15 protein-coding genes are annotated in these 14,239 nt (G+C 73.7%); 10 read left to right on the forward strand and 5 right to left on the reverse strand.

Annotated features, from left to right (window positions below; all coding sequences use genetic code 11):
* Window positions 1-32: 32 nt before the first annotated feature.
* Complete coding sequence (locus ACZ7BZ_RS29520) at window positions 33-308, reverse strand: hypothetical protein (RefSeq protein ID WP_030283224.1); 276 nt, start codon at window positions 306-308, stop codon at window positions 33-35.
* Window positions 309-503: 195 nt separating this feature from the next.
* Between ACZ7BZ_RS29520 and asnB the strand changes: the two genes are divergently transcribed.
* From asnB to ACZ7BZ_RS29540, 4 genes are all read left to right on the forward strand, one after another.
* Window positions 504-2,354 carry an asparagine synthase (glutamine-hydrolyzing) gene (gene asnB / locus ACZ7BZ_RS29525; RefSeq protein ID WP_470360995.1) on the forward strand — a complete coding sequence of 617 codons (1,851 nt, stop codon included), beginning with the start codon at window positions 504-506 and terminating at the stop codon, window positions 2,352-2,354.
* Window positions 2,355-2,632: 278 nt separating this feature from the next.
* The gene (locus tag ACZ7BZ_RS29530; protein ID WP_470360996.1) at window positions 2,633-3,748 is read left to right on the forward strand and encodes a hypothetical protein; all 1,116 of its coding nucleotides are present in this window, start codon (window positions 2,633-2,635) and stop codon (window positions 3,746-3,748) included.
* Between the two features lie 115 nt (window positions 3,749-3,863).
* Entirely contained in the window at window positions 3,864-5,288 is a 1,425-nt protein-coding gene (locus tag ACZ7BZ_RS29535) for a pyridoxal phosphate-dependent decarboxylase family protein (RefSeq protein ID WP_470360997.1), read from the forward strand.
* Between the two features lie 77 nt (window positions 5,289-5,365).
* The gene (locus ACZ7BZ_RS29540; protein ID WP_470360998.1) at window positions 5,366-5,791 is read left to right on the forward strand and encodes a hypothetical protein; all 426 of its coding nucleotides are present in this window, start codon (window positions 5,366-5,368) and stop codon (window positions 5,789-5,791) included.
* 37 nt (window positions 5,792-5,828) lie between these two features.
* Here the strand turns inward: ACZ7BZ_RS29540 and ACZ7BZ_RS29545 are convergent, their stop codons facing one another.
* On the reverse strand, window positions 5,829-6,122 hold the full coding sequence (locus ACZ7BZ_RS29545; RefSeq protein WP_470360999.1) for a muconolactone Delta-isomerase family protein: 294 nt from the start codon (window positions 6,120-6,122) through the stop codon (window positions 5,829-5,831).
* A gap of 508 nt (window positions 6,123-6,630) precedes the next feature.
* Here ACZ7BZ_RS29545 and ACZ7BZ_RS29550 point away from each other — a divergent pair.
* Window positions 6,631-7,404 (forward strand): hypothetical protein, encoded by a 774-nt coding sequence (locus tag ACZ7BZ_RS29550; protein ID WP_470361000.1) that lies wholly within the window; start codon window positions 6,631-6,633, stop codon window positions 7,402-7,404.
* A 42-nt stretch (window positions 7,405-7,446) separates the two neighbouring features.
* On the opposite strand, the gene ACZ7BZ_RS29555 is transcribed toward ACZ7BZ_RS29550, so the two are convergent.
* The 3 genes from ACZ7BZ_RS29555 to ACZ7BZ_RS29565 form a co-directional block, all read right to left on the reverse strand.
* Window positions 7,447-7,698, reverse strand: coding sequence for a hypothetical protein (locus ACZ7BZ_RS29555; protein WP_470361001.1), 252 nt, complete (start codon window positions 7,696-7,698; stop codon window positions 7,447-7,449).
* Window positions 7,699-7,818: 120 nt separating this feature from the next.
* On the reverse strand, window positions 7,819-7,995 hold the full coding sequence (locus ACZ7BZ_RS29560) for a hypothetical protein (protein WP_470361002.1): 177 nt from the start codon (window positions 7,993-7,995) through the stop codon (window positions 7,819-7,821).
* A complete protein-coding gene (locus ACZ7BZ_RS29565) occupies window positions 7,992-8,282 on the reverse strand; it encodes a hypothetical protein (protein ID WP_470361003.1) in 291 nt (96 codons plus the stop codon). The genes ACZ7BZ_RS29560 and ACZ7BZ_RS29565 overlap by 4 nt, the downstream gene beginning before the upstream one ends.
* A gap of 166 nt (window positions 8,283-8,448) precedes the next feature.
* Here ACZ7BZ_RS29565 and ACZ7BZ_RS29570 point away from each other — a divergent pair, with 166 nt between their 5' ends.
* The 5 genes from ACZ7BZ_RS29570 (at window position 8,449) to ACZ7BZ_RS29590 (ending at window position 13,924) form a co-directional block, all read left to right on the forward strand.
* Window positions 8,449-9,114: a GNAT family N-acetyltransferase gene (locus tag ACZ7BZ_RS29570; protein WP_470361004.1), complete on the forward strand. Its 666-nt coding sequence runs from the start codon at window positions 8,449-8,451 to the stop codon at window positions 9,112-9,114.
* Window positions 9,115-9,390: 276 nt separating this feature from the next.
* The gene (locus ACZ7BZ_RS29575; protein ID WP_380457094.1) at window positions 9,391-10,653 is read left to right on the forward strand and encodes a MurT ligase domain-containing protein; all 1,263 of its coding nucleotides are present in this window, start codon (window positions 9,391-9,393) and stop codon (window positions 10,651-10,653) included.
* A 46-nt stretch (window positions 10,654-10,699) separates the two neighbouring features.
* On the forward strand, window positions 10,700-11,428 hold the full coding sequence (locus ACZ7BZ_RS29580) for a type 1 glutamine amidotransferase (RefSeq protein ID WP_470361005.1): 729 nt from the start codon (window positions 10,700-10,702) through the stop codon (window positions 11,426-11,428).
* A 354-nt stretch (window positions 11,429-11,782) separates the two neighbouring features.
* On the forward strand, window positions 11,783-12,808 hold the full coding sequence (locus tag ACZ7BZ_RS29585; protein WP_380457097.1) for a 6-phosphofructokinase: 1,026 nt from the start codon (window positions 11,783-11,785) through the stop codon (window positions 12,806-12,808).
* Window positions 12,809-12,928: 120 nt separating this feature from the next.
* Window positions 12,929-13,924 carry a 2-hydroxyacid dehydrogenase gene (locus tag ACZ7BZ_RS29590; protein WP_470361006.1) on the forward strand — a complete coding sequence of 332 codons (996 nt, stop codon included), beginning with the start codon at window positions 12,929-12,931 and terminating at the stop codon, window positions 13,922-13,924.
* Window positions 13,925-14,239: the final 315 nt, after the last annotated feature.

The following is a 14,239-nucleotide window of genomic DNA, read 5'->3' on the forward strand; positions in this document are numbered from 1 at the left end:
GGACTCCTCCAGAGATAGGGGTTGGACCGGGCTCAGCCGTAGACGATCCGGCGCAGCTGACGGGCCGAGAGCTCCGGCGCCGCGACGCGGCGGGCGGGCAGCTCCTCGGCGAGCCGGGCGAAGATCCGTTCGTTGGTGAGGCCTCGTGCCTGCAGCTCGCCGTGGCGGCGACGGACGTACTCCTCGGTGGTCTCGGAGAAGTACGCCAGCACCTCCGCCACGACCCGCGCCGCTTCCCGGGGCCCGAGCGGGCTGGTCCGGGCGAGGTGGGCGAGGAGGTCTTCGTGAGGGTGGGGTGAGCTCGGCACGACTGAGAACTCTAGGTCGTGTCGCTCGCCGAGGCCAAAGATCTTGCCCGAAATCGGGCAGGCTTTGCGACTTTCCGCCCAGGTGACCAATCGGACGCCCTGTTGTCACCTTCCCGACGGACTCTTGATGCCGCGCCGATTCCGCCCTTAGCGTGATCTCCGGCACACACCAGCCGAAGACCGGAGGGCTTGCTGATGTGCGGGATCACCGGATGGGTCGCCTACGACCGCGACCTGACCGCCGAACGGGCCGTCCTCGACGAGATGACGGCCACCCAGATCTGCCGCGGGCCCGACGCCGGGGGCGTCCACCTGGAGCCGCACGCCGCACTCGGCCACCGCCGCCTCGCGGTGATCGACGTCGAGGGCGGCGTCCAGCCGATGGCCGTCGAGCACGACGGCCGCACGCTGGCCGTGCTCAGCTACAGCGGCGAGGTCTACAACCACCGCGAGCTGCGCGCGGAGCTGGCGGCCGCCGGCCACCGCTTCCGCACCCGCAGCGACACCGAGGTCGTGCTGCACGCCTACCTGGAGTGGGGCGAGGGCCTGGCCGAGCGGCTGAACGGCATGTTCGCCTTCGCGATCTGGGACGCCCGGCGCGAGGAGCTGCTGCTGGTCCGCGACCGGATGGGCGTCAAGCCGCTGTACTACCACCCGACCCCGGACGGCGTGCTGTTCGGCTCCGAGATGAAGGCGCTGCTCGCCCACCCCTCGGTCCGCGCCGTGGTCGACCTGGACGGGCTGCGCGAACTGCTCGCCCACACCCGCACCCCCGGCCTCACCCCGTACCGGGACGTCCTGGAGGTCCGGCCCGGGCACCTGGTGCGGGTGCGCCGCGGCGGCCTCTCGGTGCGCCGCTACTGGGGCCTGGAGGCGCGCGAGCACGCCGACAGCCTGGAGTCGACCATCGCCACCGTCCGGGCGCTGCTGGACGACATCGTCCACCGCCAGCTGGACGCGGACGTGCCGCTCTGCTCGCTGCTCTCCGGCGGCCTGGACTCCAGCGCCGTCACCGCCCTCGCCGCCAGGACGCTGGCCGCCGCCGGCGCCGGCCCGGTGCGCTCCTTCGCGGTGGACTTCGCCGGGCGACCGCAGGACTTCCACGCCGACCCGGTCCGGCAGTCCCAGGACGGGCCGTTCGCCCGGCTGCTCGCCGACCACGTCGGTGCTGACCACAGCGTGATCGAGCTGGACCCGGCCGAACTCGCCGACCCGGCCCTGCGCTCCGCCACGGTGCGCGCCCGCGACCTGCCGAACGGCGTCGGCGACATGGACGTCTCGCTGCTGCTGCTCTTCCGGGACGTCCGCCGGCACTCCACCGTCGCGCTGTCCGGCGAGTCCGCGGACGAACTCTTCGGCGGCTACCGCTGGTTCCACGACCCCGCGGCCGTCGCCACCGACGACTTCCCCTGGGCCGCCAGCGTCGCCGCCATCGCCGGCACCGGCTCCGCCCCGCGCGAGCGGCTGCTCGACGCCGACCTGCTCCGCAAGCTCGACCTGGACGGCTACCGCCGGGCCCGCTACCGCGAGGCGCTCGCCGAGGTCCCGCACCCGGACTCGGCCGACCCGCTGGAGCGGCGGATGCGCGAGATCTCGTACCTCAACCTGACCCGCTTCGTCTGCATCCTGCTCGACCGGAAGGACCGGATGAGCATGGCCAGCGGACTGGAGGTGCGGGTGCCGTTCTGCGACCACCGGCTGGTCCAGTACGTCTTCAACACGCCGTGGGCGATGAAGGCCTTCGACGGACGGGAGAAGAGCCTGCTGCGCGCCGCCGTCCGGGACGTGCTGCCGGCCGCGGTGGCCGACCGGGCGAAGAGCCCGTACCCGGTGTCGATGGACCCGCTGTACCCGGCGCAACTGCGCGCCGAACTCGCCCGGCTCGCCGCGGAACGGAAGTCCCCGGCGCTCGACCTGCTCGACCCGCGGCGCCTCACCGACGCGCTCGCCCCGGACACCGACCCCCAGTCCGTCCGGCTGGCCGTCGACCTCGCACTGGACCTCGACGCCTGGCTGACGGAGTACCAGGTGACGCTGGAGCTCTGACGCCCCCGGCGCGGCGGCGGCCCGCACCGGCGGTCGTTGCGCCGTCCGGGTGAATACCGGGAACCGGAGCCCCCGGACGACGGTTGACCACCCCGCCCGGGTGGTCGGCCGTCGATCCCCCTTGATCATCGGGAACCGGCCCGCCCCACCGGGGCGTCCCGACGATGCGGTAGCGTCGCCGACACCTCCCGAATGGCGGGCGAAAACGCGGGTTCCCCGCCCCCGTGCCGTCAGGATGGGAGCGAACCGTTCACCTCGATCCGCCGGGGGATCCCGTCATGCAGCCGCGAGTCTTCGCGATTCTCACCGCCGTGCTCCTGGGAGTCCTGGGCCTCGGCTCGGTGGCCGTCACCGACTGGTCGCCCGCCACGGCCACCACGTCGCCCGCCCCCGCCACGGCCCCCGCGGCCCCCGGCGCCCAGGCGGTCGGGGCCGGCGCCGCGAGCGCCACCCCGACCGGCGATCCGGCGGTGTGGACCCGCTCGACGCTGCGCAACAAGATCATGGCCGAGATGGACGCCACCGACCCCGGCGTCGCCCTCGCCGACCTCGACAAGATCACCAAGGAGAAGCCGTACACCGTGCGCTTCTGCCACCCGATCGCGCACGAGCTCGGCCACGCGGCGGTCAAGCGCTTCAACGCCGACTTCCAGAAGGTCATCTCCTTCCCCCACGAGACCTGCGCGGCCGGCTACCTGCACGGCGCGGTCGAGGAGATGCTCAACGCCTCCACCCAGCCCGACGTGGACCTGCTCAAGCTGTGCGCCCCCAAGAACAGCGGCCCCTGCATCCACGGCGTCGGCCACGGCACGATGTTCGTCGCCAAGCAGGACGTCGCCAAGGCGCGCGAACTGTGCAACAAGTTCACCACCGACCAGAACCGGATCCGCTGCTCCGAGGGCCTGTTCATGCAGCTCTTCGGCCCGGACGAGGAGGACGAGCAGGCCAAGGCCAACCTGCCCGCCGACAAGCTCGCCCAGGACCCGCTCTACCCGTGCAAGGACCAGCCCTCGCTGTTCCAGTCCGCCTGCTACTTCTACGCCCCGACCTTCTACCTGTCCTCGCACGACTACCCGAACCACCCCGAGGTCTACGCCGACGCCCTCAAGTGGTGCCTCAACGGCAAGGCCAACGGCGGGGCGGTGGACTGCAGCCGGGGCGTCGGCTCCCGGACCATGAAGTACAACCTGGACCGCGAGGACTGGGCCGCCCAGCAGTGCGCCACCGCCGCCGACGGCTGGCAGCGCAAGGCCTGCGCGGAGGGGCTGGTCAGCTACTACACCGTCAACTACACGGACGGCGGCGCGGCCGGGCGGCTGTGCGCGAAGATCACCAACAAGGAGATGCAGGGCTACTGCCGCTCCGCGGGCGGGCTGTCCGCCTCCCTGGACTGATCGTCCCCGTCCCACCCACCGGGCCCGCGCCACACGGCGCGGGCCCCTTCCGTACCATCTGCTGATCACGGTGCGCCGAGGACGCCGCGCCTCCCCCGGCCCCTGGAGCACTCCGTTGACCCCCGAGAACTTCCGCAGCGCCGCCCACGCCACCGCCGACCTGGTCGCCGACTACCTCGCCGGACTGCCCGCCCGCCCGGTCTGGCAACCGATGGACGACGCCGCCCGGCGGGCCCTGCTCGACGCCCCGCTGCCCGCCGAGGGCCGCCCGCTCGCCGAGCTGCCGGCCGCCATCGGGCGGGACGTCCTCCCGTACCCCATGGGCAACGGCAACCCGCGCTTCTTCGGTTGGGTCAACTCCGCCCCCGCCCCCGCCGGGGTGCTCGCCACCCTCGCCGCCGCCGCGATGAACCCCAGCTCGGCCGGCGGCGACCACGCCGACGTCCACCTGGAACGCGCCGTCGTCCGCTGGATCGCCGAACTCGTCGACTTCCCGCACCCGGCCGGCGGCGGACTCCTCACCTCCGGCACCTCGATGGCGACCATCGTCTGCCTCGCCGCCGCCCGCAACCGCGCCGCCCGCCGGGCCGGCCACGACGTCCGCGAGGACGGCCTGACCGGCCTGCCGCCGCTGGTCGGCTACGTCACCGGCGAGACCCACTCGTGCGTCCGCAAGGCCGCCGAACTCCTCGGCCTCGGCAGCCGGCACCTGCGCACCGTCGCCACCGGCCCCGACGGCCGCCTCGACCCCGCCGAGCTGCGGGCGGCCGTCGAGCGCGACCGCGCCGCCGGACTGCTGCCCTTCCTGGTGGTCGCCTCGGCCGGCACCGTCGGCACCGGCGCGGTCGACGCTTTCGAGCCCATCGCCGACCTCTGCCAGGAGCAGGGCCTGTGGCTGCACGTGGACGGCGCGTACGGCGCCTTCGGCCGGCTCGACCCGGCCATCGCCCACCGCTACGCGGGCCTGGAGCGCGCCGACTCGCTCGCCCTCGACCCGCACAAGTGGCTCGGCGTCCCGGTCGACTGCGGCTGCGCCCTGGTCCGCGACACCGAGGAGCTCCGCGGCACCTTCAGCCTCGTCCCGTCCTACCTGCGCGACGAGGCCGCCGGGGAACTCGGCTGGTTCTCCGAGTACGGCACCGAGCAGACCCGCCCGTTCCGCGCCCTCAAGGTCTGGGCCACCATCGCCCACCGCGGCCGCACCGGCCTGGTCCAGGACGTCGCCCGGTGCACCGCGCTCGCCCGTCGACTCGGCGAACTCATCCAGTCCGACGGGGAGTTGGAGTTGCTGGCGGAGGTGCAGACCTCCATCGTGGCGTTCCGCCACCGGGCCGCCGGACGGAGCGAAACGGCCCGCGACGCCCTCAACCGCGAGCTGCCGGTCGCCGTCCAGCGGCGCGGACGGGTCTTCGTCACCGGCGCCCGGCTCGGCGGCCACGAGATGCTCCGGGCCTGCCTGCTCAACCCCGCGACCACCGAGGACGACCTGCGGCTGCTCCTGGACGAGGTCAAGGCCGCGGCCCGCGAGCTGCAGCCGTAACACGGCCGGCCAGACCTTAACGGCCAGGTGACGGCGGGTTCGTGGCCGGGAAACACCGGTCGGGCACGGTGGAGGCCATGGAGCACTCGAAGCCTTCCCACCACCGTGCCCGCCGCTGGCGCCGGGACACCGTCGAACTCGCCGCCGCCTTCCTCTCCGTCACCGCGGCCGACCTGATCGCGAAGGTCGTCCTCCACGGCTCCGACGGCCCGATCGTCCTCGCCGGCTCCGCCCTCGCGCTGCTCACGGCGGCCGTGCTGCACGCCTGGTGGTCCCCCCACGCCCCACCCCCGACCACCCTCTGGCGGGTCCGCACCACCGCCCTCGCCCACACCGGCGCCACCCTCGCCGAGCACCGGATCACCGTGCTCTCCCTCCACCCCCACCCCGCCGCCGACGAACTCTTCCTCCGCACTCCCGACGCACTGACCCCCACCGCCCTCACCACCCTGCTCACCGCCACCGGCCACACCCTCACGGACACCCCGACCCGGATCGCCTGAGCGGTTCAGCACTCCACGGACGCGGCCCGAGCGGGCGTCACGCCCTGGCCCCCGGGTCGTTGGGGTGCGGCTCCAGCGCGGTGACCACGGCCGTCATCCACGGCCACAGCGGCAGGCTGCCGAGCACCTCCGCCCGCAGCTCCCGTTCGTCGGCCGCCCGCCAGATCCCGATGCTGCGCGCCTCGCCCACCGGACGCCACAACCGGGCCAGCCGGCCGGCGGCCGCCAGCTCGCGGGCGCGCACCGCCTCGGCGGCGCGGCGGCGGTCCACCTCCTCGGCGGGGGTGCCGTCGGGCACCCGGGTGGTGATCTCGACCAGGAACTCCTGCACGGCCCGACTCCGAATCCCCGGAACGCGTGAACGCTCCGGCGCGGGGGAAGCCCCGGAACCCGGGGCGCACGGCTCACCGCCCCCGGTCAGGGGGCGCCGCCTTCCCCATCGTCCTGCACCGCCCGGACCGGCGCCACGGAACGGGGCCGGGCCGTCGCCGGGGGTGGGCCTTCCGGCCGGTCATCGACCTCGACACCCGTACGGATCTCCAGGGCCCGCTCGGCCAGGCCGTCGGGCCCGGTCGCGCCCGTGCCGTCGCCGACCCCACCGACCGCCGTTCCGCCCGCCCGAGGTGCAGCTGGTCCAGGAGTCGGCGGGATCGCCCAGGACCGCGCAGCCCGAAGGGTCCGCACCCGTCTTCCGGATCCGTCTTCCGCACCCGTCTTCCGGATCCGTCTTCCGGATCCGACCAACGTTCACCAGGGCTTCCGCGCCGGGTCTCCCGGCGGTCGCTCGCCCCGGGTCGGATGGGCCGACCGAACGACGGAACAGGGAGCGGGTGCGCAGCATGGATCGCCGGAAGTTCGCCGCAGCGATGGCGGCGGGGGTGGTGGTGCCGGTGGCGGCCGGAGCCGGACAGGCGAAGGCCGAGGGGACGGGCGCCCAGGAGGGTCTGCGGCGGCAGATGGTGAGGACGCTGACCGGCGCTCTGGGCGACCGCGCGGCGGCCGAGGCCGAGGTGCCGCGGATCCTGGACGTCTGCTTCGACTGGGCGCCGCCGACGGTGGATCCGGCGAAGGTGGACTTCCTGCTCGCCTACGCCTTCGGCAACCGCGCCCCGGCCGGCGGCGGTGACCCGACCAGGGTGCGCTACGAACCGGGGCCGGTGAACCGGGAGTTGGCGGACAGCGTGGCCAGGATCCACCGCCGCCGGAAGGTTCCGGTGTACGCCCAGTGGGAGATCGCCCACTTCCTGACCACCGTCCACGGGCTGACCGACGTGACCTCGATCGAGCCGGTGGTCGCCCCGGACGGGACGATCACCTACCTGAGCACCTACGGCGTGGCCGCCCAGGTCGCCGCCGCCCGCCGGAACCTGCCCGGCGGGATCGGCACCGCCGGGGTGGTCGGGTTCCGGGACCACGTGAAGCGCTGCGTGCTCACCACCCGCCTGGCCGGGATCGGGTCGGCCGGCGCCCCGGCCGGGACGGCGATGCCGGGCACCTACGACCCGCAGTCCGGCCAGGCCTGGACCCGCAGCCGCGAGCTGTACCTGGTGCACGACATGGCGGCGCAGTGGCAACTGCTGGAGCAGCGGCTCGTGGCGGCGGCGGGCGCCTGACCGGGCGCCCGCCGCCGGTCCATCGCTGGACCGGAGGGCCGCTCAGCCCTTGTCGGCCGGCTGCACCACGCACACCGCGTTGCCCAGCATGCCGCCGAAGCCGCCGAGCAGCGCGCCGGTGACGCTCTTGCAGGCCGCCGCCTCCTGCGGGGTCTTGGGGCCGTTGTTGCTGCTGCCGTTGATGCTGGTGTGGTCGCCGCTGCCGGCGGCGGCCGCCGGCTGGGCGAGAGCGAGCGGCACGGCCAGCAGAAGCGCGCAACAGGCCGTGGCCAGTGCGGAGTTCTTCGCGAGCATGGGGGATCCCCTTCGGATCGAGACGGTTCGGCGGAAAGCCGAGCCATCCCTATCCGAAGGGGATCCCGCGGTCGCGGATCCTGGGCCATCCGTGAGTGTGTCCGCGTCAGCGGCCGGCCTTCACACGGTGATCCGCTCCACCGCCCGGATGGCGGCGACCAGTTCGAGCGCCCCGCGCTTCTTCAGCACCCCGTAGTGGTCCCCGGCCGGTTCCACCACGGTGGGCGGGGCGGCCGAGTAGCCGGTGCCGCCCTCGATGAAGGAGTAGTCGTCACCGGAGGCCTTGAGGATGGTCACCGGCGCCGCCGGCCGCCGCTCGGCCAGCTCGGTCCGCCGTCGTAGAAGCGGTAGGTCTTGCGGGCGAAGACCGCCCGCCGCTGGGCTTCGCTCTCCCGCCGGCCCGGCAGTTCGACCTTCTCCCGGCCCGCCAGCCGGGCCGGGTCGCGCACCCCGGGGTCGGACAGCTGGGCCCTGACCTGGAGCCGGCTGGCCTCGGACTGGTGGTGGCCGCCGTGGCTGCCCTGGTACATCAGGGCGGCCTCGCGCGGGTGCAGCTGGACGCCGCCGATGTACAGCTCGCCCACGCCGCCGAGGCCGACCGGGGCCGGCCGCCCGTCGTCCCGACCGCATGAGGCACCGGCCTGGACCTGTGCCGGGGCCGTCCCGGCGGGGCGCCCGCGCACCCCCGGGCATTCGTGCGTTCACGATCACGTAACCGGCCGGAAGCGAGGCATCGGTAGCGTCGGCCCCATGACGGCATCCCGCACTCGCCTCGAACGGCTCTGGCACCGGCCCTTCCGCAGGTCGAACCGCAGGTGCGCGCCGCCCGAGGGCCAGACCGCGCACCCCACAGGTCCGCGCCGCCACCCCCGCCCCCACCTGACGGCGCACCCGGCCGCGGACCAGGTGTCCCGGTTGTCCCTGCCGGACGGGACCGAGTTGCTGCTGCGCCCCGCCGACCCGGCCGACCGGGCGGCGGCCCTGGCGATGCACGGCCGCTGCTCCGCCGCGGCGCTGCGGCTGCGCTACCACGGGCCGGTCCGCGACGCCGACCGCTACCTGCAGCACCTGCTGGACCCCCGGCACGGCCGCAGCCTGGTGGTGACCGCCCCCGACGGCCGGGTCCTCGCCCTCGGGCACCTGATGTGGGACGAGGACGAGGCGGAGCTGGCCGTGCTGGTCGAGGACGCCTGGCAGCGGCGCGGGCTCGGCCTGGCCCTGCTCCGGCGGCTGACCGCGACGGCCCGCACGGTCGGGATCGGCACGGTGTACGCGGTGACCCAGGCCGCCAACACCGGGCTGATCGCCGCGATGCGCCGACTGGCGGCGCCGCTGGACTTCCGTGCCGAGGACGGCACCCTGGTGATCACCGCCACCCTGGCCGCCGCGACCCCCGCGCCCACCCCGGGCCATTGATCCGCTGATCGTCCGATCGCTTCTTCACCACATCCTCACCGGACGCCCCCGGGAACCCCGGTCCGGGGCGGAGCGTCCTGCACGGAAGAGCGGCCCTCCCTGCACCGCCCTCCTCGACGGACCGTCAGCACCCCCCGCAGCGGCGTCGCAGCTGGCCGCATGGGGTCCGGATCGTCCGGTCGGGCGACGGAGTCGGTAGGCTGGCCCCGTCCCCGCCGCCCGACGGCCCGTTATCCGGCCACCGGGCGGTGCCGCAGCAAGGAGGAACCACTGAGCATGGCAGGCACCGAATCGGAGCCCACAGGCGCACGCGACGCCTCGCTGCCGGCCCGCGCCAAGATCGCGGTCACGGCCGGCAAGGTCGCCGCCGCCGTGTCCCGTAAGGCCGGTCGCGGAAGCGGCTCGGTGATCGGCGGCAAGGTCGCCCTCAGGCTCGACCCCGACCTGCTCGCCACCCTCGCCGACCACCTCGACGTCGTCCTGGTCAGCGCCACCAACGGCAAGACCACCACGACCCGGCTGATCGCCGAGGCGCTGCGCGCCGCCGGACCGGTGGTCTCCAACGCCCTGGGCGCCAACATGCCGGCCGGCATCACCTCCGCCCTGGCGGGCGGCACCGACGCCCGCTTCGGCGTGATCGAGGTCGACGAGAAGTACCTGGCCGGGGTCGCCCGCGACACCCACCCCAAGGCGATCGCCCTGCTCAACCTCTCCCGCGACCAGCTCGACCGCGCCGCCGAGACCCGCATGATGGCGGAGAAGTGGCGCGAGGGCCTCCAGGACACCGAGGCCGTGGTCATCGCCAACGCCGACGACCCGCTGGTGACCTGGGCCGCCTCCTCCTGCAAGAAGGTGGTCTGGGTGGCCGCCGGACAGGCCTGGAAGGAGGACGCCTGGTCCTGCCCCGCCTGCGGCGGCGTGATGCAGCGCCCCGGCGACGACTGGTTCTGCCAGGACTGCGGCTTCCGGCGCCCCAACCCGCACTGGGCGCTCCAGGGCACCCACGTGATCGACCCGCAGCGCGGCGCCTGGCCGATCCAGCTGCAGCTGCCCGGCCGGGCCAACCTGGCCAACGCCACCAGCTCGGCCGCCGTCGCCGCCGTGTTCGGCGTCTCCCCGCAGGTCGCCCTGGAGCGGATGCGCTCGGTGAGCGCCGTGGCCGGCCGCTACGACGTGGTCCAGTACCAGGGCCGGGACATCCGCCTGCTGCTCGCCAAGAACCCGGCCGGCTGGCTGGAGACCTTCTCGCTGATCGACGGCCCGCCGGCCCCGGTGATCCTCTCGGTCAACGCCCTCGACGCCGACGGCACCGACACCTCCTGGCTGTGGGACGTCGACTACGAGCGCCTCGCCGGGCACCCGATCTTCGTGATGGGCCAGCGCAAGCTGGACCTGGCCGTCCGCCTGGAGGTCGCCGGGCTGCAGTTCCACGTGGTGGACACCCTGGAGCAGGCCGTCCGGATGGCCCCGCCCGGCCGGATCGAGGCCATCGCCAACTACACCGCCTTCCAGCAGCTGCGGAAGGTCGTGGCCGGCTGATGCCGCGCCCGCACACCAGTCTTTTCGTGATGGAAGGCCTTCGAGGATGAGTGAGAGCAGCCTGCGCGTGGTCTGGGTCTACCCGGACCTGCTCAGCACCTACGGCGACCGCGGCAACGCCCTGGTCGTGGAGCGCCGGGCCCGCCAGCGCCATCTCAACGTGACCCGGATCGACGTCCGCTCCGACCAGGCGATCCCCACCAGCGGGGACATCTACCTGATCGGCGGCGGCGAGGACCGCCCGCAGCGGCTGGCCGCCGAGCGGCTGCGCGCCGACAGCGGCCTGGTGCGGGCCTCCGAGAACGGCGCGATCATCTTCGGCGTCTGCGCCGGCTTCCAGATCATGGGCCACGAGTTCGTCAACGACCTCGGCGAGCGCGAGCCCGGCCTGGGCCTGCTCGACGTCTGGACCACCCGCGGCGAGGGCGCCCGCTGCGTCGGCGACGTGCTCGCCGACGTGGACCCGCGGCTCGGCCTGCCGCAGCTGACCGGCTTCGAGAACCACCAGGGCGTCACCCACCTCGGTCAGGGCGTCCAGCCGTTCGCGAACGTCACCGCCGGCCGCGGCAACGGCACCGGCGACGGCACCGAGGGCGCTTGGCGGGACACCGTCTTCGGCACCTACCTGCACGGCCCGGTGCTGGCCCGCAACCCCGCCGTGGCCGACCTGCTGATCAAGCTGGCGCTGGACGTCAACGCCCTGCCGCCGGCCGACACCACCTGGTACGACGCGCTGCGCGCCGAGCGCATCGCCGCCACGACGCGCCCCTCGTAGTACTCACCGGTACGCCCCGCCCGGGTGCCCGCGATGCGGTCACCCGGCCCGCGGGCGGCCCCGGACGTACGACAATGGGGCTGCCTACTGCACACCCTCCTCGGCAGCAGGCCGCAATTCCGCGCGGGGGCGCCGACGGCGCCGCTCCCGCGTCGGCTCCTGCCCGGCCGGACCAGGGGCCGTATGCTCGACTTCGCGGCCGTTTTCGGGCGTTCTGTCCGGATCGGCCGGTCCTTCACCCCGCGGCCACCTCCCCGCCATACCCGGTGCGGGAACGCCTCGTCACGGTGACGGCTCGTCGTCCCAGCCTGTAGTCCGGCCGTTCCTCGGTTCTGCTCGGGAGTTGCAAAGCTAATGCGTATCGGAGTGCTGACCAGCGGCGGTGACTGCCCCGGCCTGAACGCGGTGATCCGTTCCGTGGTCCACCGGGGGGTGGTCGACCACGGCGACGAGATCATCGGGTTCGAGGACGGTTGGCGCGGTTTCCTGGAAGGGCACCACCGCCCCCTGACCCTGGACTCGGTGAGCGGCATCCTGGCCCAGGGCGGCACCATCCTCGGGTCCTCCCGGGTGCAGCCGAGCCACCTGCGGGACGGCGTCGAACGGGCCAAGAAGTACTGCTCCGACCTCGGCCTGGACGCGGTGATCCCGATCGGCGGCGAGGGCACCCTCAAGGCCGCCAAGCTGATGAGCGACGCGGGCCTGCCGATCGTCGGCGTGCCGAAGACCATCGACAACGACATCGCCGCCACCGACGTGACCTTCGGCTTCGACACCGCCGTCTCGGTCGCCACCGAGGCCCTGGACCGACTGAAGACCACCGCCGAGTCCCACCAGCGGGTCATGGTCGTCGAGGTCATGGGCCGGCACACCGGCTGGATCGCGCTGAACGCGGGTATGGCGGCCGGCGCACACGCCATCGTCGTCCCGGAGCGCCCCTTCCACATCGAGAAGCTCACCGCCGTCGTCCGCGAACGCTTCGACCGGCAGAAGAAGTTCGCCATCGTGGTCTGCGCCGAGGGCGCCAAGCCCGAGCCCGGCACCATGCACTGGGAGGAGGGCACCAAGGACATCTACGGCCACGAGCGCTTCACCGGCATCGCCACCCAGCTCTCCCGCGAGCTGGAGCACCGCCTCGGCAAGGAGGCCCGCCCGGTGATCCTCGGCCACACCCAGCGCGGCGGCACCCCGACCGCCTACGACCGGGTTCTCGCCACCCGCTTCGGCTGGCACGCCGTCGAGGCCGTCCACAAGGGCGCCTTCGGGCACATCACCGCGCTGCAGGGCACCAACATCAACCTGGTGCCGCTGGCCGAGGCCGTCGCCGAGCTGAAGACCGTCCCGCAGGAGCGCTACCTGGAGGCCGAGACGGTCCTCTGACCGCTCTCGCCCGCCCCGGAGCCCCCGGCCCACCCCGGCCGGGGGCTCCCGCACACCCGGCGGGCGTTCCGCCCGCCGCCCGGCTAGCGTGGGCCGCAGGCGAGCTACCGGAGGGAACGGATGGAGATCCTGGCGTACGGAGTGCAGGCCGACGAAAGGCCGCTGCTGGAACGGGCCTTCGCGGGCCGGCACGGACTGCGCTGCCTGGACGTGTTCCTCAACCGCGACACCGCCCCGCTCGCCGCCGGCTACCCGGCCGTCAGCAGCAGCGTCAACGCCGTCCTGGACGCCGAGACCCTCGCGGCGCTGGCCGCCGGCGGCACCGAGCTGATCGCCCAACGCTCCACCGGCTTCAACAACATCGACCTGGAAGCCGCCGCCGACCTCGGCCTGACCGTCGCCCGGGTCTCCCACTACAGCCCGTACGCGGTCGCGGAACACGCCTGGACCCTCGCGCTGGCCGTGAACCGCCGCCTCACCCGCGCCACCAACCGCTCCCGCGAGTTCGACTTCCGCCTCGACGGCCTCCTCGGCCGCGACATCCACGGCATGACCGTCGGCGTCATCGGCACCGGAAAGATCGGCGAATGCTTCACCCGCATCGCCGCCGGCTTCGGCACCACCCTGCTCGGCTGGGACATCGCCCCCAACCCCGCCTGCCTCGAACTCGGCATGCATTACACCGAGTTACCCGAACTCCTCTCCCGCGCCGACCTGGTGAGCCTCCACGTCCCCCTCCTGCCCGCCACCCACCACCTCATCGACGGCGCCGCCCTCGCCCGCATGAAGGACGACGCCATCCTCGTCAACTCCAGCCGCGGCGGCCTCGTCGACAGCGCCGCCCTCGTCGAGACGCTGCGCGCCGGCCGCCTCTCGGGCGTCGGCCTGGACGTCTACGAGGAGGAGACCGGCGTCTTCTTCACCGACCGCTCCATCGAGGGCATCACCGACGACACCCTCGCCCGCCTCGTCACCTTCCCCCAAGTCCTCGTCACCAGCCACCAGGCCTACTTCACCCGCACCGCCGTCGGCCAGATCATCGACGCCACCGCCCGCAACATCGACGACTTCGCCGCCGACCGCACCAACGAGAACACCCTCGTCCCCAGGGCCTGACCGGCGGGGACCCCGGCCCCGAGCGCGACGAACTCGATCGACCGGGTGGACGACGGCGTCCTCGCGCGGCGCCCGCCGTCCATCGGTCGATCGACGGCAGGCGAAGGGATCAGAGCGTGGTGGGTCAGGGCGGGCCGGAGGGTGGCGGCGGTGACGGAACCTGCTCCCGGTCCACGCGTCATGTCCGGGATCGTGCGAACGGACGGGGCCGGGCCACGCCCTACCGTGCCGTGAAGGCTCCGACCTTGAAGTCGGTGCCGCAGACGCTGAAGACGCCGCCCGGCGAGCCGTTCGCCTTCATCACGTTCACCGTGG

It is taken from the genome of Kitasatospora sp. NPDC036934 (assembly GCF_055608425.1).

Coding starts and splice junctions, on each gene's coding strand:
- asnB (WP_470360995.1), top strand. CDS start 504: ATGTGCGGGATCACCGGATGGGTCGCCTACGACCGCGACCTGACCGCC.
- ACZ7BZ_RS29530 (WP_470360996.1), top strand. CDS start 2,633: ATGCAGCCGCGAGTCTTCGCGATTCTCACCGCCGTGCTCCTGGGAGTC.
- ACZ7BZ_RS29540 (WP_470360998.1), top strand. CDS start 5,366: ATGGAGCACTCGAAGCCTTCCCACCACCGTGCCCGCCGCTGGCGCCGG.
- ACZ7BZ_RS29550 (WP_470361000.1), top strand. CDS start 6,631: ATGGATCGCCGGAAGTTCGCCGCAGCGATGGCGGCGGGGGTGGTGGTG.
- ACZ7BZ_RS29555 (WP_470361001.1), bottom strand. CDS start 7,698: ATGCTCGCGAAGAACTCCGCACTGGCCACGGCCTGTTGCGCGCTTCTG.
- ACZ7BZ_RS29570 (WP_470361004.1), top strand. CDS start 8,449: ATGACGGCATCCCGCACTCGCCTCGAACGGCTCTGGCACCGGCCCTTC.
- ACZ7BZ_RS29575 (WP_380457094.1), top strand. CDS start 9,391: ATGGCAGGCACCGAATCGGAGCCCACAGGCGCACGCGACGCCTCGCTG.
- ACZ7BZ_RS29580 (WP_470361005.1), top strand. CDS start 10,700: ATGAGTGAGAGCAGCCTGCGCGTGGTCTGGGTCTACCCGGACCTGCTC.
- ACZ7BZ_RS29585 (WP_380457097.1), top strand. CDS start 11,783: ATGCGTATCGGAGTGCTGACCAGCGGCGGTGACTGCCCCGGCCTGAAC.
- ACZ7BZ_RS29590 (WP_470361006.1), top strand. CDS start 12,929: ATGGAGATCCTGGCGTACGGAGTGCAGGCCGACGAAAGGCCGCTGCTG.